The organism is Corynebacterium sp. sy039 (assembly GCF_007904105.1).
Classification (GTDB): Bacteria; Actinomycetota; Actinomycetes; order Mycobacteriales; family Mycobacteriaceae; genus Corynebacterium.
In genome coordinates, this window is the sequence record NZ_CP042325.1 from 541015 (window position 1) to 559417 (window position 18403).

9 protein-coding genes and 1 tRNA gene are annotated in these 18403 nt (G+C 48.8%); 6 read left to right on the forward strand and 4 right to left on the reverse strand.

Annotation, left to right across the window (positions count from 1 at the left end; translation table 11 throughout):
• Positions 1-15: 15 nt before the first annotated feature.
• Positions 16-2091 carry an ATP-dependent DNA helicase UvrD2 gene (locus FQV43_RS02405; RefSeq protein WP_146338616.1) on the forward strand — a complete coding sequence of 692 codons (2076 nt, stop codon included), beginning with the start codon at positions 16-18 and terminating at the stop codon, positions 2089-2091.
• A gap of 10 nt (positions 2092-2101) precedes the next feature.
• Here the strand turns inward: FQV43_RS02405 and FQV43_RS02410 are convergent, their stop codons facing one another.
• Positions 2102-2995, reverse strand: a complete 894-nt coding sequence (locus FQV43_RS02410; protein ID WP_168195023.1) for a hypothetical protein — start codon at positions 2993-2995, stop codon at positions 2102-2104.
• A 33-nt stretch (positions 2996-3028) separates the two neighbouring features.
• Between FQV43_RS02410 and FQV43_RS02415 the strand changes: the two genes are divergently transcribed.
• Positions 3029-3553, forward strand: coding sequence for a SprT-like domain-containing protein (locus FQV43_RS02415; protein WP_371710911.1), 525 nt, complete (start codon positions 3029-3031; stop codon positions 3551-3553).
• On the opposite strand, the gene FQV43_RS02420 is transcribed toward FQV43_RS02415, so the two are convergent.
• The gene (locus tag FQV43_RS02420) at positions 3550-4968 is read right to left on the reverse strand and encodes a zinc-dependent metalloprotease (protein ID WP_146338623.1); all 1419 of its coding nucleotides are present in this window, start codon (positions 4966-4968) and stop codon (positions 3550-3552) included. The two genes, FQV43_RS02415 and FQV43_RS02420, sit on opposite strands and share 4 nt — an antisense overlap.
• 178 nt (positions 4969-5146) lie before the next feature.
• Here FQV43_RS02420 and FQV43_RS02425 point away from each other — a divergent pair, with 178 nt between their 5' ends.
• Positions 5147-6196 carry a PDZ domain-containing protein gene (locus tag FQV43_RS02425; RefSeq protein WP_146338626.1) on the forward strand — a complete coding sequence of 350 codons (1050 nt, stop codon included), beginning with the start codon at positions 5147-5149 and terminating at the stop codon, positions 6194-6196.
• A 49-nt stretch (positions 6197-6245) separates the two neighbouring features.
• Here the strand turns inward: FQV43_RS02425 and FQV43_RS02430 are convergent, their stop codons facing one another.
• A complete protein-coding gene (locus tag FQV43_RS02430) occupies positions 6246-6824 on the reverse strand; it encodes a PPA1309 family protein (RefSeq protein WP_146338630.1) in 579 nt (192 codons plus the stop codon).
• A 255-nt stretch (positions 6825-7079) separates the two neighbouring features.
• On the opposite strand from FQV43_RS02430, the gene FQV43_RS02435 reads away from it, so the two are divergent.
• Together FQV43_RS02435 and FQV43_RS02440 are read left to right on the forward strand one after the other, a co-directional pair.
• On the forward strand, positions 7080-10163 hold the full coding sequence (locus FQV43_RS02435) for a UPF0182 family protein (protein ID WP_146338633.1): 3084 nt from the start codon (positions 7080-7082) through the stop codon (positions 10161-10163).
• A gap of 201 nt (positions 10164-10364) precedes the next feature.
• Positions 10365-10438: transfer RNA gene (locus tag FQV43_RS02440), tRNA-Met, on the forward strand.
• A gap of 83 nt (positions 10439-10521) precedes the next feature.
• Here FQV43_RS02440 and FQV43_RS02445 read toward each other — a convergent pair.
• Positions 10522-11808, reverse strand: a complete 1287-nt coding sequence (locus FQV43_RS02445) for a Fic family protein (protein ID WP_146338636.1) — start codon at positions 11806-11808, stop codon at positions 10522-10524.
• A gap of 483 nt (positions 11809-12291) precedes the next feature.
• Here FQV43_RS02445 and FQV43_RS02450 point away from each other — a divergent pair, with 483 nt between their 5' ends.
• Complete coding sequence (locus FQV43_RS02450) at positions 12292-18150, forward strand: hypothetical protein (RefSeq protein WP_146338639.1); 5859 nt, start codon at positions 12292-12294, stop codon at positions 18148-18150.
• The last annotated feature ends 253 nt before the right edge of the window (positions 18151-18403 follow it).

The window sequence follows — 18403 nt, forward strand, 5'->3', positions numbered from 1 at the left end:
GGCTGTAGCTAATAGATGAGTATAGATTTAAGCCTTCTCGACGCCGACCAAAAGCAAGCAGCACTGGCTCCGCGAGGACCTGTTGCTATTTTGGCGGGTGCAGGTACTGGAAAAACTCGGACTATCACCTATCGTATTGCTCATTTAATTGAGCAAGGATTAGTAAGCCCACAGCGTGTGTTAGCCGTATCTTTTACCAAACGTGCTGCGGGTGAAATGCGCCAGCGCCTGACCAACATGGGTATTAGCGGAGTACAAACCAGAACTTTTCATTCTGCAGCGCATAAGCAACTCAGCCATTTTTGGCCGCAGATTGGCGGCTCATTGCAATGGCAACAAGTGGATAAAACCTATGCGCTGGTTGCTCAAGCAGCGCAACGGATTGGTGTTTCCAGTGAGAAAGAAAACATCAAAGACATCAAAACCGAGATAGATTGGGCAAAAGCTAATCTATTATCACCTAATGGATATGCGTCGTATGTGCACCAGCATAATGACAGAACGCTGAATGAATCAGTGGAAAAAGTCGCTGCTGTTTATGCCGAATACGAGAGGCTCAAAGATGCAGGTGAGCATCTTCTTTTTGACTACAATGACATTTTGCTCCACATCGCAGGGGCAATAGAAAATCAACCTGCTATTGCTGAGCAGATTCGTGAGCAATACCGCACTTTTGTTGTCGATGAGTACCAGGATGTTACTCCGCTGCAACAGCGATTATTAGAGGCATGGTTAGGTGGGCGAGACGACCTAACCGTGGTGGGGGATCCAAGCCAAACCATCTATTCTTTTGGTGGGGCAACAGTGCGGTATTTGCAGGAGTTTTCTAAAAAATATCCGCACGCTGTCACTATCAAATTGCAGCGCGATTACCGTTCCACACCAGAAATAACTGGACTTGCCAATCATGTCATTAGCCAGGCTAAGGGGACACTTGCTGCTCATACACTCACGCTACAAGGTATGCAGCCTACAGGTCCACACCCAGCGTTTTCCCGTTACGCTGATGACTATGCGGAGGCACAAGCTGTAGCTCAGAAGATAAAAGATCTCATTGCTCAAGGGGTAGCGGCTGGACAGATTGCAATTCTATTTCGGACAAACTCACAAACTGCGGTGTTGGAGCAAGCACTCGCCGAGGCACAGATTAGCTATTATGTCCACAATGATGATGAGTTTTTCCAACGTCCGGAAATTAAGCAGGCAATAAGCCAACTCATCCGGATAAATATGCGCCTGGAACAGGAAAAAGCGCAACTCGATTCTGATGTAGCTCTAGTAGATTTGGTGCGCAATGCCCTTGCGCCAGTGGGGTTGGTGGCTCAAGAACCCCAGGGGCAGCACGCGAGAGCACGGTGGCAAACCTTGCGTTCTTTGATGGACATAATCGTCGACATTGTGCAGCAGCAGCCACACATGGGGTTGGCGCAATTACTTACCGAGCTACATAACAGACACCAGCGGCAACACAATCCAGCTCCTAGTGGGGTCAGCCTCGCCACGCTACATACCGCCAAAGGTTTGGAATGGGAGGCGGTTTTCCTCATTGGGTTAAGTGATGGACTGCTGCCAATGACTCATGCAATCACCGTGGGAGGGGAGGCTATTGAAGAAGAGCGTCGGTTGCTTTATGTAGGAATTACTCGTGCGCAGAAGTATCTTTATTGTTCCTATGCCAAGGCGCGACACGCTGGTGGGCGAGCGAGTCGTCACTGTAGCCGATTTTTAGCTCATGGTGAGTATGGGTTCAATCCACAACCGAGTAGTGCGAAGAGACGTGGTGTGCATTGCCGTGTGTGCGGCGTGAGTGTGACAACTGCTCAAGAGAAAACCTTGAGGCGCTGTAGCGCGTGTATGCAAGATATGCCAGCCCAGGTACATGAGCGTTTTGAGCAATTGGCACTCTGGCGTACCCGCCAAGCGCAAAGCCAGAATGTTCCTGCTTATATGGTTTTTTCCGATGCTACTTTATGGTCACTGGCGCTTGAGAATCCGAGGACAGAGTATGAATTGCTGTCTATATCAGGTATCGGTGCAGTGAAACTTGAGCATTATGGTTCCGAACTTTTAGCATTGCTTAAAAAGTTGTAGGTGTGTGGCGCTAGCGTGTGGTTGATGTGTGTTGGCGCTGTTCATAGCAGTACACGCATAGTGGATGCGAGTGGCGTTGCTCGTGGTGCATATTCGCTGTGTAGAGGTCAAAACTGACGACAGTGCCCGCAGATAAGACAGGTGCCGTGATCGTTGGACTCATCCTTGCATTGTGAGTTGCACCATGAAAGGTAGCTGTGAGCAAGCCGGTGAGTTTAGCTGCTAAGAGGTGTTCATAAGCTGGTGCGTAGCGTTGGCTGGGGCTGCATTGTTCTAGCAGAGCTGTCCAATGTGGATCAGCGTCAATGCAATAGAGCTCTATGCAATGTAGACAAGGACCAGAACCAGATAATTTGACTGGTCCGATAACACAATGTGTATCAATTATGCGGGCAGGAATGACGCTACGTCGACGAGCTAATGCCTGAGTAAGCGCCCCCATTGGTTGCTGCCCGACGACGATAATCGGGATATGTGCCTCGAGTCGTTGAATGAATAAGCGTGGAGATTCATTGCGCATTGGCACGCGAGCTGCAATATCTGATTCGTTTAAGACTTCGTGCACAATAGCCGCACTACGTGAGTTGCCGATGAGAGCGACTGTTGTGGGCTGGTGGTGCCAAATGATGCCGTGTGCTATGAGCTCTTCTACCATAGTGCGTGCGGCAAGTTCGCCGAGTCCTGCTTGAACAAGGCGGGTTATGAATTGTTGCGTTATTGTGGGGGCACGTAATTCTAAAAAAGCTGCCAATACTGCGCTAATAATCTGTGGTTCGCATTGAATAATGCCAGCATGATACGCATTCATGCCAAATTGGATTGCGCCGCCAGGGCGTAAAAATACTCGAGCGTGTGGGCTGAGTTTGATCATATGCGATGTATCGGAAATGCATATGTTATGCATAAGTTCCCCGTCCCCCTGTTGTCTTATACAATTATGAAAACTATGCCAGACAAATACTCAGATGTCGAAATTATTGCTTCCACCAGGCGTGTTCGTAGCATTTCTGCAAAGGTCGTTGATGGGAGAATCCAAGTGCGTGTCCCTGCACATCTTCCTGCTGCTCAGCGCGATAAGGAAGTTGCCGCAATCGTGCGAAAATTACGCGCAAAGTTACACAAGGATACCTTGGATAATGATCAGTTGTGTGCGCGTGCGCACACACTCAATGCTCGCTATCTTGAGAACAGGGCGAGCTTTTCGACGATTACCTGGGTAAGCAATCAACATCAACGCTGGGGCAGTACGACGGTGAAGCACAATGCACTCAGTGAGATTCGCATTAGCCATCGACTAGCTGAGGTACCAGACTATGTGCTCGACGCTGTGATTATCCATGAACTTGTGCATACTTTTGTTCCTGGTGGACACACTGCTGAGTTTTGGCTTTGGGCAGATAGAGCGCCCAAAGCCGAGCGAGCTAAAGGCTTTTTAGAAGCCTATAGCCGCTTTGGAGGCTAATTCGATTTCGCCTCTGGATCCTCGTCTGGACCTTCGTCTGAACCTTCGACGCTACCGTTACCACTATCGCTATCGTCGGAAGAATCTTCTGCGTCTTCTGTTTGGCGTGCCTGCTCAGCAAGTTGTTCTTCCAGAGCGGTGATTTCTGCAATGGGGTCAAAATCATTGCCCAGTGCGTCGTCAAGCAATCCGTCGATGAATTCTGCTGAGTTATCGAGGTCTTCTGCAGTGGGGAGGAAATCTGGATGATCCCACACTTGATCTCTGCGCTCGGCACCTACTGCAACGGTCACACGTCGCCACAGCTCTACGGCTGCCGCTACTTTTGGTGCGTCAAATTCAATACCCACCACAGAAGAAAAGGCTTTTTCTGCAGATCCGCCTGTTTCGCGTCGATGCTTCCAGGCTTCATTCATGGCTGCGGTAGAAGGCAGCATTTCACTTAGGGCTTCGGTAACGACATATTCGACCCAGCCTTCGATAAGGGCAAGGAGAGTCTCTAAGCGGGTTACTGCGCCTAGGTTGCTGGAAGAGATATTAGGGGACAGATCCATCTCCTGTAATTGATGCATTGCATCTTGAATAGCAGAAGGATCTCCCGACTCTAAGTTCATCTCTCGCATTTTTTCTTCGATATGGGACGTGTCGATCACAAGTCCGCTAGCGTATTCTTCTGCGGAAGATACTAGGCGCTCAATGAGCCAAGGAGCATGATGGAAGAGGCGCTGTCGTGCGCTTTCTTGTGCCGCTAGATAAACGAGAAGTTCATGCTGCGCAAACCCTAGTCCGTGGGAGATTTTTCCGAGATTTTTGGGCAAAAGCGCAGTAATTCCGGCAGGGGCAATGGGTAAGCCAAAATCGGTGCCAGTTAAAGTTTGGTCTGCTAAATCACCAAGAGCATTGCCTAGTTGCATACCAAAGTTCATGCCAGACATTTGGTTCATCATGCCGATCATAGGCCCTACCATTTCCCGAGCTTCTTCTGGTAGTGATTCCATTTGGGCTGCGTTCATATTTTCGGCAACTGGGGTGACCATGCGTTTCCAGGTAGGCAGAGTGTTTTCTAACCAGTTTTCTTCATTCCATACCTCTACCTTGTTGCCTGAGGCAGGAAGGATAGTGGATTTATCTAACCATAATTCAGCTAAACGTACTGCGTCATTAACTGCTGTGACATCAGAGTCAGTAATACGGCGCGATATATGTATTTGTTGCCTAGCAATGCGCTCTGCCAAGGCATAATTAACTGGGCCTTGCCCGTCGGGTGAGTTCATTGTGGAACCCATACCGGAGAGCATTTGCCCAAATTGATTGAGCATATCGCCTAAACCGCCCCCGAAGGGATTATTTTTGTCGTTGTTATCGTCATCGTCGTTGCCATTAAAGCTAAAAGAAAATCCAAAACCGTTATTCATAAACCCTAAGTTACCTGCGAGTGAGTGTATTTAGCTATTCATTATCAACGCTCTCAGCGAACACATAGGTATTCTTCGGTGTAGAAATTGGTGTGACCAGCATTGATATTCCAAAATGGGTGTGAGATAAAGTTTTGTGTCTAGGTTTTGTCGGGGGACACAGGGTAGTGTATGTAGCGTGAAACGAGGTTCCCGTACGTTAATTCTTGGCGCTATTCCACTGGTATTGCTTACTGGGTTGGTTACCGTTGATCATATTCCTGGTACCAATATCAGTTTGACTGTGCCTTATGCGGCTGAGGGGACAGGACCTACGTTTAATACTTTGGGTGAAGTAGATGGTCAGGATGTTGTCGAGATTTCCGGTGCGCAATTAGATGATACTGATGGTCACCTTAATATGACCACTGTGAGTGTGCGCTCGAATATGACCTTGGGGCAGGCTTTGGGGCGGTGGCTTTTTACCAAGGATACCCTTGTGCCTATTGAGCAGATTTTTCCGCAGAACATGACTGAAGAAGAAGTCAAAGAAGCAAACGAGAAGGCTTTTAGCACCTCAGAAGCCTCGGCGACGATTGCCGCTATGAATTATCTCAATCTCCCTCTTTCTATTGAAGTTTCTGACCTTGCTGAGGATTCTCCCGCAGCCGCAGTTCTAGAACAAGGCGATGAAATAATCGCTATCGACGACAAGCCCGTGGCACAACCAGAGGAAATTAAGCAGGCAGTGCAAGCCAAAAAGCCTGGTGATTCCCTGTCGGTTAAGTTTAAGCGTGCGGGGAAAGAACAAAGCATATCGCTACGATTAACAGCCAAAGAAGATGAACCTGACACTGCCTTTTTGGGTGCTTCGCTTGTGTCGATTCCTGCTAATGGCGTGGAAGTGACCTATCACTTGGAAGACGTCGGCGGGCCGTCGGCAGGCATGATGTTTAGTTTGGCAGTGATCGATAAGTTATCGAAAGGCAGTCTTACGGGGGGTAAGTTTATTGCTGGTACTGGAACTATTGATGCAGATGGCACTGTTGGTCCTATTGGTGGGATTGAGCATAAAATTCGTGCTGCCAAAGAAGCTGGTGCGCAGTTATTCCTTGCGCCTGAAGCTAATTGCTCGCAGGCGCGTCGTGAAGCCTCGGGAATTACCTTGGCCAGCGTGGACAATATCAGTGACGCTATTGAGCAAATTAAGGCTTTTAATGAGGGGAAAGAGGTAAAGACCTGCTCTTAAAATAGAGCTTTACGCCTAAGTCTAAAGCGCTGGCGTGGTGACACGTGGATTAGTACCCCCCAGGGTGCTCAAAGGGATATTGCAGTGCTGCGATAACACCAGGGGCGATATTTTCCCCACCGCGTAATTCAATATCATCCTCAGCAAAAGGACCTTTGGTAGCTAGTTCTTCTTCGCTGGGACGCAATTGGAGCAGGGTTAATTGTGCATATGTGCCTAAGACTCCGGAGAATAAGCGTGCTGGGCGGGCTTGTGGCACAGCGGAAATGTCTAGTGCAGCGTCCGTGATTGACGTGGATGAATCGGATGCAGATGAGTCATAGAACATGATTTCTTGAGCCAGCACTGCACCAACTACTTGATCGGGCCAGACAATACTGGCAAGAAACTCGCCTAACTCTTCTGAGCCAGGCAGGATATGTTCTGGCAGCATATCTTGAACCACCAAGGCTAGAGGGGTGTGTTCATCTTCTTCGGCAAAGACCTCTGGCATGGCGTCGTCAAGCAAGGACGCGGGAACGAGTGCAAAAAGAGTGGGGGGCTGGTCCCATCCTTCGGCGTGAATAAAATCCACTGCCTCAAGCATGGATTTATTGAGGGCTTGGGGCGGAAAATCAGAGGTAGTCATGATAGTGCGTGTCCTTTGAGCAATGGTCGAACAATAGTTGAGCAATGGTTGCGGGGGATGAACATTAGTTATACCCAAGTTATACCCAATTAACGATACGTGAAAAAGTATGTGTGGGGACAAAACTTTCTTGTTAAGCGTTAGAAAGGCAGCGTCATGTGTGCTTAACGCCCACACCGTGTCTGTCTTGTGTTGTATAAACTGGAAACATTAAGACTGAAAACTGAGAATGAGAGAGTTAAGGAGAACCGAGAGTTGTCGCTCAAAACCTCGTCTGCATTTCCGCAACGCAGGCGCCCACCTCGGCTATTGACCGGAATTATCAGCATTATTGGTATTCTTGCTGTTGCATTGCCGCTGATTGTAGGGCTATACACCAATTGGCTTTGGTTTGGTGAAGTTCAATTCCGTGGCGTATTCAATAAAGTTATCCTGGCGAGGGTAAGCATTTTCCTTGCCTTTAGCATTATCGGCGCAGCCATTATTTGGCTGGCTGGGTATCTTACGTATCGCACTCGTCCGGATATGAGTGTGCTGAGTGCGCTGGCAGGAAAAAGCCCTATTGTGGAGTATCGCAAGGTTCTGGATAAGTCTATTCGGAGGCTGCTTCCTGTGGCTGCTGTTGTTGGTGGTGTGGCTGCCGGAGTCATTGCTCAGCAAAAATGGCAGGTCTTTCAGCTGTTTTTTCACAGGCAAACCTTTGGTAAAACCGATCCGCAATTTGGCATGGATTATGGTTTCTATGCTTTCGACCTTCCCTTTATCCGCACAGTGCTTAGTGCATTGATCACGTACATTGGTATCGCTTTTGCGATTACCTTGGTGGGACATTATCTGCTGGGTAACATTCAGGTTGCCAACCAGTTGATTAGTACGAAAACGAAAGTGGCAAAAGCAGCACGTATTCAATTAGGGGTATGGGCTGGGCTGTGGATGCTGGCGCACGTAGCAGGCTATTGGTTTGACCGCTATGATTTGCTCAATAAAACTCATGAGACGTTCACCGGTGGTAGTTACACGGACATTAATGCTATTTTGCCGGCAAAAATTATTCTCATGGTCATTTCCTTGGTGGTAGCACTGTCATTTTTCAGCGTGATTGTGCTCAAAGATCTTCGGATCCCGGCAGTAGCTACTGTGCTCATGCTCGTTAGTGGTGTTGTGATTGGCACTGCTTATCCTCTGGTCGTAGAGCGTTTCTCTGTTTCGCCAAACCGTGCTGAGAAAGAAGCGGAGTATATTGCGCGAAATATCGACGCTACGCGCTATGCTTTTGGCATCACCGACGATAAAGTCACCTATAAAGACAACTGGGGTACGTCTACGACTCAAGCTGCAGAATCACAGCAGCGCACTGAGGAAGTATCACAGGATAATGCGACGATTAACAATATCCGACTGCTTGATCCTGAGGTAATTTCGCCCACCTTTACCCAGCAGCAACAGCTCAAAAACTTCTATGGTTTCCCAGCGTCGTTATCTATGGATCGTTATGAGATCGACGGTCAACTGCGTGACTTTGTGGTGGCGGCACGTGAGATTAACCCTAATTCTTTGCAAGAAAATCAGCGTGATTGGATTAATCGGCATACGGTCTATACCCACGGTAATGGGTTTGTTGCTGCTCAAGCTAACCAAGTTGATGAGGTTGCTAGGGATGTTGGCTCTGCGCGTGGTGGCTATCCGGTTTATACCGTGTCTGATTTGCAGGCAACCGATAAAGAAGCAGAAGAAGTGGGTATTAAGGTAACTGAGCCACGTATTTACTATGGTCCTGTTATTTCTTCGGCACAAGATGGCGCTGATTATGCCATTGTTGGCTCCGACGACGGCAAATCAGTGGAATACGACTCCGATTCTTCTACCTACACCTATTCCGGTAAGGGCGGAGTAAAGATCGGCAATATCTTCAATCGCGCGGCTTATGCTATCCAATATCAAGAGATGAATTTGATTCTCTCTGATCGAGTAAATGCACAGTCCAAGATTCTCTATGATCGTGATCCTCGTGAGCGTGTGCATAAGGTTGCTCCGTGGTTGACCACAGATTCCACTACATATCCTGCTGTGATTGATGGAAAAATCAAGTGGATCGTGGATGGGTACACCACATTGAGCTCTTTACCTTATGCTCAGCGCACTAATCTGACTGACGCTACTCAAGATACTTCCTCTGATATTGGGGTAGGTGGGCAGCGCCCAGTCATTGATAATGTTGGCTACATTCGCAACTCGGTCAAAGCAGTCGTCGACGCTTATGACGGTTCTGTGGAACTCTATGCGTTTGATGAGCAAGACCCAGTGCTTAAAGCATGGCGTGGCGTGTTCCCAGATACGGTAAAACCAAAGTCTGAGATTTCTGAAGAATTGATGAATCATATTCGCTATCCAGAAGATTTCTTCAAGGTACAGCGCGAAATGCTTTCTCGCTATCACGTCGATGATGCTCGCGAGTTCTTTACCAATGACCGTTTCTGGTCTGTGCCGGGCGATCCTACTGCAGAGGAGAGTCAGCGTAGTGTGAACCAGCCACCATATTATGTTGTGGCTGCTGACCCTGATACTGCTAAGCCAAGTTTCCAGCTCATTACGGCTTTCCGTGGTCTTAATCGTGAGTTCCTTGCTGCACATATGAGTGCGTCCTCTGACCCAGATAACTACGGAAAAATCACTGTGCGCGTATTGCCAACAGATACGCAAACTCAAGGTCCAAAGCAGGTTCAAGACACAATGACCTCGTCGGATCAGTATTCCGCCAACCTCACCTTGTGGCGTGGATCCAATGACATCATTACGGGTAATTTGCTGACACTACCTGTGGGAAGTAATGAGATTCTCTACGTAGAGCCGATTTACTCAAAACGCAAAGACCAAGCCTCAGCATTCCCTAAACTGTTGCGAGTATTGGTGAGCTACCGCGGTCAAGTAGGTTATGCACCTACTATTTCCGAGGCGCTGGCACAGGTAGGCATTGACCCTAAGGCAGCACAAGATCTTGATGAGGCGGAATCCATTACCCCAGCTTCTCCTGCTGATAGTGCAGCTTCTGGTGATGCGGCTCCTGCTGAGCGTCCGGCCGCGCCAAGCCTGCCGGCCAGTGGTACTGGTACTGAAGGTGAGGCAATTGAGCGGATCAATAATGCGCTGAGCAACTTAGAAAAGGCGCGTAGTGGTTCGCATGAGGAATACGGTAAGGCACTTGATGCTCTCGACGCTGCGGTGGAGTCCTATCAGTCCATTGTAAAAGCAGGTAACGCTGGCGGTGCTGGTGCTGCTTCTGCAGCACAATCATCGGGGGCAAGTGCTGATACCCACGCTACAGATCAGAATAAGAAGTAATTAAGCGCTCAGTGATCTGAAAATCACTAAGCCCGCTGCATGAGCGAATCACTGTGTACGTAGTTGCTTGGTGCAGTACGTACAGTACATAGTCGTTTGGTGCGGCGGGCCTGCTAGCTGGTTCTTTATCGGTGATTTGTCATTAGGGTGAACAAGAGGTAAAGTGTTCACTCGTTGCAAAGAAGTGTTCTTTGCAAGCGTAGCGGGGTGGAGCAGCTCGGTAGCTCGCTGGGCTCATAACCCAGAGGTCGTTGGTTCGAATCCAGCCCCCGCCACTAATAGAGGCTCCCCACAGGGGAGCCTCGTTTTGTTTTGTGCGTACCTCAGACGTACCCTTAGTCCCCCCTTAACCTCCGCACTAATCCTTTGTTCTCTTTGTCTGAATGCCGTCGGGAACTGCTCGTCCTTGTGGTGCAGCTAGTCGAGTATCGAATTGACTACTGGCTAGTCTGCGGTCGGCGTGGGTGATGAGGCTGAGGATGTCATCAGAGAAATAGCCTTGCAGACCATGTTTTCCGATAATTTTTGTGCGTAAAATTCCAGCATTTTCAAGGCTATCTAGTGCTTTACGGGCATTAGCTGTACTTATGCCGTAAATTCGCTGGACAGAGGTGGTGGTTACAATGGGATGTCCAGCAAGTCCCTGTAGTAATTGTGCTTCTATTGAATCTGTGCGTAATGCACGGGTTTTCCCTTGGGCTGTGCGTGCAATAGTTAAAGCGTCATGCCATTGCTGTTGAATATCGCGTAATTGGTTCGCAATTATTTGTGCTTGTTGTATCGCTTGTTCTGTTGCATCGAGAAAGATATTTAGCCAGGTATGAATGTCTCCTTTTCGGAAAGCTGTGAGTCCTTCGATATATAGCTGGGACCATGTTCCTAATATCAAACTTATGGGGAGTATGGTGCGTTGGATAAGATTACGGCGTAGCAATACTCCGTGAATAAGCGCACGGCCAACTCTGCCATTTCCATCAGCGAAAGGGTGAATAGTCTCAAATTGAGCATGGGTAAGTGCAGCTTGAATAAGTGCACCATGTGCGGCTCCATTGAGGTATTCGCATAGATCTTCCATGAGCTCAGGGACATAGTTTGGTGGGGCGGGAATGAACTCTGCTCCGATGGGGGTGTAGGAATTTCCACCAATCCAATTTTGTAATGTTCGTATCCCGGTGGGAATTGATGTTTTCCCAAGCAATTCTCGTTGGAATTTTTCTAATAATTGGATACTGATAGTTTCTTCTGAGCGGAAGTGTGCTTCGATCCCGTGTAGAACGTGCACATTGCGCGCTACGGCTTCTGCGCCTTCTTTAAAGCCGCGTATTTCTTCTTGTTGGGCGAGTTCGGCTAGGACTACTTTGTCTACTCGTGGTGCGATGCCTTCAATTCTGGAGGAGGATAGTGCTTCTGAGCGTAAAAGGAGACGTGAGATATTTCCTAACGCGGTCATATCTTCGTGTGTGCTTAGTGTGCTAATTGCTTGTTCGACGTGTGCTGCGCGTTTAGCTATTTCGGGGTCAATGTGAAGTGGTGTAGTGCTAAGCAAATCGGGTACGTAGGCGCGGTATGTGCCTCCAGCTTTTTCACGCCGGGGTAGTCCTGAGCCATCTGGTGGGATCCAGTGGCATGTGATATGAGTGGGCATTTAACGCTTTTCCGATCGAACTGAGACAAATGAAGAATGTTTAAGAGTTATCTATACACTCTACAGTAGTTTGATGTACGGATAACTATTTTCCATATATTCTGAATGCTGCCTAGTGCACTGGCTTTTCGACGCTCATGCTTTGTGCATGGGCGTTTTTTGTTATAGGGGTGCTGTAGTGTGCTGTGTTCTACCAAAATTGACATATAGATTTTACCTATAAAATATATAGATATTTTCCTGGTGTTTTACCAATTAGAGAGCGCGGCACCTCCGTCAACAACGTGAAAAAGAGGACACTTTATGCCAGTTTGCGTCCCTATCTGTGCAGGTGAGGGGTTCTTGTTAGTCTATGTCAATTTTGGTAGAACACAGCAGCTGTAGTGGGTGCGTGAGCACTCTCTCGGTTGGACATTTTTATGGGGGGGGGGGGCTACTCTTTAGGTGTTTTATGTTTTCTTAAGGTTTTTCTAAGGAGTGTTCATGGGGAAGAAACACTGGTTGCTGCGCCGTGTTGGTGCAGTGATTATGACTACTGGATTATTGTCCAGTGGTATGTGGGGTGGTGCTGGCTCTGGTGTTGGTGTGCCTGTGGTGTGGGCTGCTGATGAAACAACAGCACCAGCGGCGGATACTGCTAGCCCGAAAAAGTTGCCTGGTAAACCTGGTGAGCCTGGTTCAGCTATTAAAAGCCTGACAGTGGCAGCTGATCCTGATAACAAAAATAAGGTTGTGTTGAACGTTGATTTCGCGTTCCCTGATGACGCAAAACCAGGGGATTATGTTGAATTCTCGGTGAGTAAGATGCAAGCAGGACGTGGCGGTTTTGCTTTCGTTGGAAGTGATTCACCTCTGAAGGATCCTAAGACAGGAAAAACAATCGCTGTTGTAACATCAACCTTGGGTAGATTTCGTGTGACGTTGTTACCTGAATCCGATGGTCTAGTAAACCGTACCGCGCAGTTCACGCGTACAGAGGAGATCCCTTACAATCCATGTGATCGTGATCCAGCGTCGGTGGAATACACTGCGATAACAACTGATTCGCAGGGCAACAATCATAACTGGGGTTTATTCACCGTGACAGAACGCAATAATACCGCATGCAATACCAACACGAACCCTATTCCTCGTGGCACGGTTGAGGGTATGCCTATCCCACGTATGGCATGTGCAACACGTCCCATGGTTTTGATGTATTATGATGCTCTCAATAAGAAAGCTACACAAGGTGCTGGCGTGTACGGTGATGCGAACGGTACTGTGTATGTGACTCCGCCGATTGGTGATGTTGGCGGTGCGAACGAAACCTTCCAAGACATCTATGTGCGTGTACGTGTAGATGAAGCACAAACACCCATGAAAATGATAGGGGGGTTCGATGCTGCTGGTGTGGATCTTAATGATTCTAAAACATCAGGTTTTGATGATAATCTCGTTGGTGGATGGAAGCCTGGTGACATTGGGACGAAGTACCCTGAGGGTACTCGTGTACCACCGCAAGCCTATGTGTATCCACCTGACTTTGATCTCGAGGGTGTGAAAGCGAAAGCACAACCAGGAACCAACGGACTAAGTGAGTCTTTTGACTGGAACAGTAAAACAATTACTCAAGAAGACGCTACTGCTTTAGGTAAATTGTTTAGGGAAGCATATGAATCCTGGAAGGAAGCTCATAAGCCTGAGGTGATTGGATCCAACACTGATCCTGCAAACGGCACCGTGTACGTGGACTATAAGATCCCTGGGTTGTATAAACCTGTGATCATGAAAAACGCCTGGGGAGAGCCTGTTGCATCATTGCGCACTAGAGGCGAGGTTGACCTTGATGAGAATGGTAATGCTAGTGCTAATGTCGTAGCTTCAATGCTCGAGACGAATGCCTTGTATCGACTCTCTGTTTTTGGTGGTGATGTGTTTGCTCCGTATTCTGGTGCTGCGAAGTACAACACTATCCTGACGTATTCCACTGATCCTGTGAGTTATAAGGAAGGTGCTCACGTCGGTGGTGGTGCGCATTATGGTTCCTGCGGTGAAGCAGGTGCTACACCGTTTGTTGCTCAGGAAGGTGTTGCTGCTGGTGATCCGCTCCAAGCAAAACCTGTGCCTCGTGTGAGCGTGAGCAAGAGGGTCAATGGTGAGGGTGCGAATGAGGCTCCTGGTATTGCTGCTGCTGAGGGCAAAGAATTATCGTTTAGGTTTATGATCCGTAACTCGGGTAATACGGTGCTGAAAAACCTGAAACTTGCTGATGATAAGATCCCAGCTGATCAAATCACTTGTGGTAAAAACAGTCTTGATACTGTTGTGCTACAGCCTGCTGAAACAGTGGCATGTACTGCAACATTGCCTGCTCTGAAACCTGGTGAGCAGCATACAAACATTGCGACAGTAACAGCAACACCAGTGGATAAGGATGGTAATCCTGTTGATGGTGGGGATGTTTCGTCACAGGATCCTGCGAATGCGCATGGTGCAGTCCCTGGTGTTGAACTTGTGAAGAAGATTAACGCTGTGGATGCTAACACCACACAGGATGCTGTTGTGGTTGATGCGGACTCAGATATGAGTGTCATGTTTGAGGTGACTAATACTGGTGATATGCCGTTGAAGGATATTGTGGTCAGTGATGATGTGATTACTGATCCAAGTAACATTACGTGTCCTGGTCGACCAGAGAAACTGAATCCTGGTGCGAAACTGATTTGTTATGCAACCCTGCCTGCACCTCAGGCTGGTGAGATGCATACGAATACGGGTACGGTGACTGCTACACCTGTGGATAAGGATGGTAATCCTGTGGGTGATACACCGTTAACGGATTCTGACCCAGCGAATGCTCGGGTACCGAAACCACGTGTTCCTGGTGTTCGGGTGGTGAAGTTGATTAATGGTGATGATGCGAATCGTGAGCCTGGTGTTGCTGTGAAACCTGGTGAGTCGTTGAACATTTCGTTTGAGGTGTCGAACACGGGTGAAACACCACTCAAAGACGTGACAGTGTCTGACGATCAGATTAAGAATGCTCAGGATATTGTGTGTGAGAATAAACCAGATGTTCTTGCACCGGGTGAGTCGTTTACGTGTACGGCCACGTTGCCGGCACCAAGCTCTGGTGTCACACATAAGGATACTGCGACAGTAACTGGTACTCCGGTGGATGAGGAGGGTCATCCTGTGGGTGATACTCCTGTCACTGATGATGATTCGGCGTTTGCGTGGTTGGATGAGCCAGCGAAAGTAGCCAAAATCCCATCGATTAAAGTGATTAAGAAGATTGATGGTGATGATGCGAATGTGGCACCGGGTGTGAGGGTAGCCCCTGGTAGCGATATGAAGGTGTCGTTTGAGGTGACTAATGATGGTTCGGCAGCACTAGAGAACATTAATCTCACGGATAATGTGATCCCTGCGAAAGATATTGTGTGTGCGGATAAACCTGAGTCACTGAAGCCTGGTGAGTCGTTTACGTGTTCTGCGACATTGAAGGCTCCTGTGTCTGGTGATCATGTGAATATCGCAACGGTTGAGGCAACCCCTGTGTATGGTGATGGTGAGTTTGGTCCAACGAGCCCTGTGTTGGATGTTGATCCTGCGCGTGCGTGGGTGGATGAACCAGTAAAAGTAGCCAAGGTTCCTTCTGTGAAGGTGATGAAGAGTATTAATGGTGATGATGCGAATGCGTATCCTGGTGTGGGTGTAGCCCCTGGTAGTGATATGAGCATCTCGTTTGTGGTGACGAATGATGGTGATGTGGCACTGGAAAGCATTGATCTCACGGATAATGTGATCCCAGCAGACCACATCACCTGTGCGAATAAACCAGAGTCACTTAAGCCTGGTCAGTCGTTTACGTGTTCTGCTACGTTGAAGGCTCCTGTGTCTGGTAAGCATGTGAATATCGCGGCAGTAGAGGGCACACCTGTTTATGGTGAGGGTGAGTCTGGTCCCACAAGCCCTGTGTCGGATGTTGATCCTGCGCGTGCGTGGGTGGATGAGCCAGCTTCGGTGGTGAAGACTCCTGCTATTAGTGTGATCAAAAAGATTAATGGTGATGATGCGAATGTGTATCCTGGTGTGAAAGTTGGGCCAGGTAGTGACATGGACATTGTGTTTGAGGTGACCAATACTGGTTCGGCAACACTGGAAAAGATTGATCTCACGGATAATGTGATCCCAGCGAAAGACATCACCTGTGAGAATAAACCAGAGTCACTCAAGCCTGGCCAGTCGTTTACGTGTTCTGCGACATTGAAGGCTCCTGCTACGGGTGAGCATGTGAATATCGCAACCGCCCAGGCAACACCTGTGTATGGTGAGGGTGAGTCTGGTCCCACAAGCCCTGTGTCTGATGATGATCCTGCGCGTGCGTGGGTGGATGAACCACAAAAAGAAGTGAAGAAGCCTTCTATTACTGTGGTGAAGAAGATTAATGACGAGGATGCGAACACGAAGCCTGGTGTGAAGGTTCAACCAGGTGAGGATATGGACATCGTGTTTGAGGTGACCAATACTGGTACCGCAACACTAGGCAATGTCACTGTGTCGGATAATGTGATTCCAGCAGACCACATCACCTGTGCGGATAAACCTGAAACACTCAAGCCTGGTGAGTCGTTCACCTGCCATGCGACATTGGCGGCACCAGCGTCTGGTGATCATGTGAATATCGCAACGGTTGAAGGCACACCAGTGTATGGTGAGGGTGAGACTGGCCCTGATTCTCCTGTGCGGGATTCTGATGAGGCGAATGCGTGGGTGGATGAACCACAGAAAGAAGTCAAGAAGCCTTCCATTACAGTGGTGAAGAAGATTAACGACGATGATGCCAATTCTAAGCCTGGTGTGAAAGTACAACCGGGTGAGGATATGGACATTGTGTTTGAGGTGACCAATACTGGTACCGCAACACTCGGTGACATTACTGTGTCGGATAATGTGATTCCAGCGAAAGACATTGTGTGTGAGGATAAACCTGAAACACTCAACCCTGGCCAGTCGTTCACCTGCCATGCGACACTCAAGGCACCAAGTACGGGTGATCACGTGAATATCGCAACGGTTGAAGGCACACCGGTGTACGCCGATGGTGAGACTGGTTCTGATGGGCCGGTTAAGGATGTTGATGAGGCGAATGCGTGGGTGGATGTTCCTGATGCACCTGTGATGAATCCTTCTATTACAGTGGTGAAGAAGATTAACGACGATGATGCCAATGCGAAGCCTGGTGTGAAGGTTCAACCTGGTGAGGATATGAGCATCGTGTTTGAGGTATCGAATGATGGTGATGTGGCACTCGGTGACGTTGCATTGTCGGATAATGTGATCCCAGCAGACCAGATTACGTGTGAGGATAAGCCTGACACGTTGAATCCTGGTGACAGTTTCACGTGTTCTGCGACACTTACAGCACCATTGTCTGGTGATCATGTGAATATCGCAACGGTGGAAGGTACCCCTGTGTACGCGGAGGGTGAGTCTGGTCCGACTGATCCTGTTATGGATTCTGATGTTGCTCGTGCGTGGGTGGATGAGCCTGAGAAGGTGGTGAAGGTTCCTTCCATTACAGTGGTGAAGAAGATTAATGGTGATGATGCCAATAGTAAGCCTGGTGTGAAAGTACAACCAGGTGAAGACATGAACATCGTGTTTGAGGTGACTAATACTGGTTCGGCAGTACTGGAAGACATTGATCTTGCGGATAATGTGATTCCATCGGATCAGATCACGTGTGAGGATAAACCAGAGTCACTCAAGCCTGGTGAGTCGTTCACCTGCCATGCGACACTCAAGGCACCATCGTCTGGTGATCATGTGAATATCGCAACCGCCCAGGCAACTCCTGTGTATGGTGATGGTGAGACTGGTTCTGATCAGCCTGTGTTGGATGTTGATGTGGCTCGTGCTGTGGTGGTGGAGCCTGACCAACCAGAACAACCAGAGCAGCCTGAGGAAGGCAAGCCTTCTAAACCTGCTAAGCCTGCTAAGCCTTCCAAGCCTGAGGCGGACAAGCCTGCTGGGTCGTGTGGTGAGTCTGTGGGTGTTAAGCCTGCGTGTGGCACACCAAGCGAACCTGAGTCCAGCAAACCTGGGTCTGAGCCTGGCCAGTCTGGTGGTGTGATTGCTGGTGAGGTTGTGAAGCATTGCCAGAAACCAACCAACCCTGGTGATAGTCCTGCCCAGTCTGGCACCAATCCTGCCGAGTCTGGCGAGCCTGTGAAGGCTGAGCCTGGTGCGGATAAGACCGCTAAGACGGTGAAGGCTGGTGCTAAGACTAATACTGGTGGCAAGACTCAGAAGTCTGGTGTGCGGGTAACTACGGGTGGTCATCTAGCAGCGTAGTTGGAGCCTGCTTCTTAGACGGGATGGTGTGTCCTGCACGCGTATAGCACGTATAGTGTGGGCGCAGATGTGGGGTGGTGTGACAAAGCACCACCCCACATTTCACATTCAATGCCATTTATAACTTCTTAGCCACAACGTCGAAAAGCTGCGTAGCATGATCAAGCAGTGCAGCGCACTCTGCGATTGTTCAGGCATCGCACAGTCCTCACCTCAGCAATCCTATTCCGGTACTTCATCTGGACTCCTTCAA

What these genes read in the sequence shown, in the direction of transcription:
- FQV43_RS02415 (WP_371710911.1), top strand. Translation starts at nt 3,029, where the DNA reads ATGAAAACTATGCCAGACAAATACTCAGATGTCGAAATTATTGCTTCC.
- FQV43_RS02450 (WP_146338639.1), top strand. Translation starts at nt 12,292, where the DNA reads ATGGGGAAGAAACACTGGTTGCTGCGCCGTGTTGGTGCAGTGATTATG.
- FQV43_RS02430 (WP_146338630.1), bottom strand. Translation starts at nt 6,824, where the DNA reads ATGACTACCTCTGATTTTCCGCCCCAAGCCCTCAATAAATCCATGCTT.
- FQV43_RS02410 (WP_168195023.1), bottom strand. Translation starts at nt 2,995, where the DNA reads ATGCATAACATATGCATTTCCGATACATCGCATATGATCAAACTCAGC.
- FQV43_RS02405 (WP_146338616.1), top strand. Translation starts at nt 16, where the DNA reads ATGAGTATAGATTTAAGCCTTCTCGACGCCGACCAAAAGCAAGCAGCA.
- FQV43_RS02420 (WP_146338623.1), bottom strand. Translation starts at nt 4,968, where the DNA reads ATGAATAACGGTTTTGGATTTTCTTTTAGCTTTAATGGCAACGACGAT.
- FQV43_RS02445 (WP_146338636.1), bottom strand. Translation starts at nt 11,808, where the DNA reads ATGCCCACTCATATCACATGCCACTGGATCCCACCAGATGGCTCAGGA.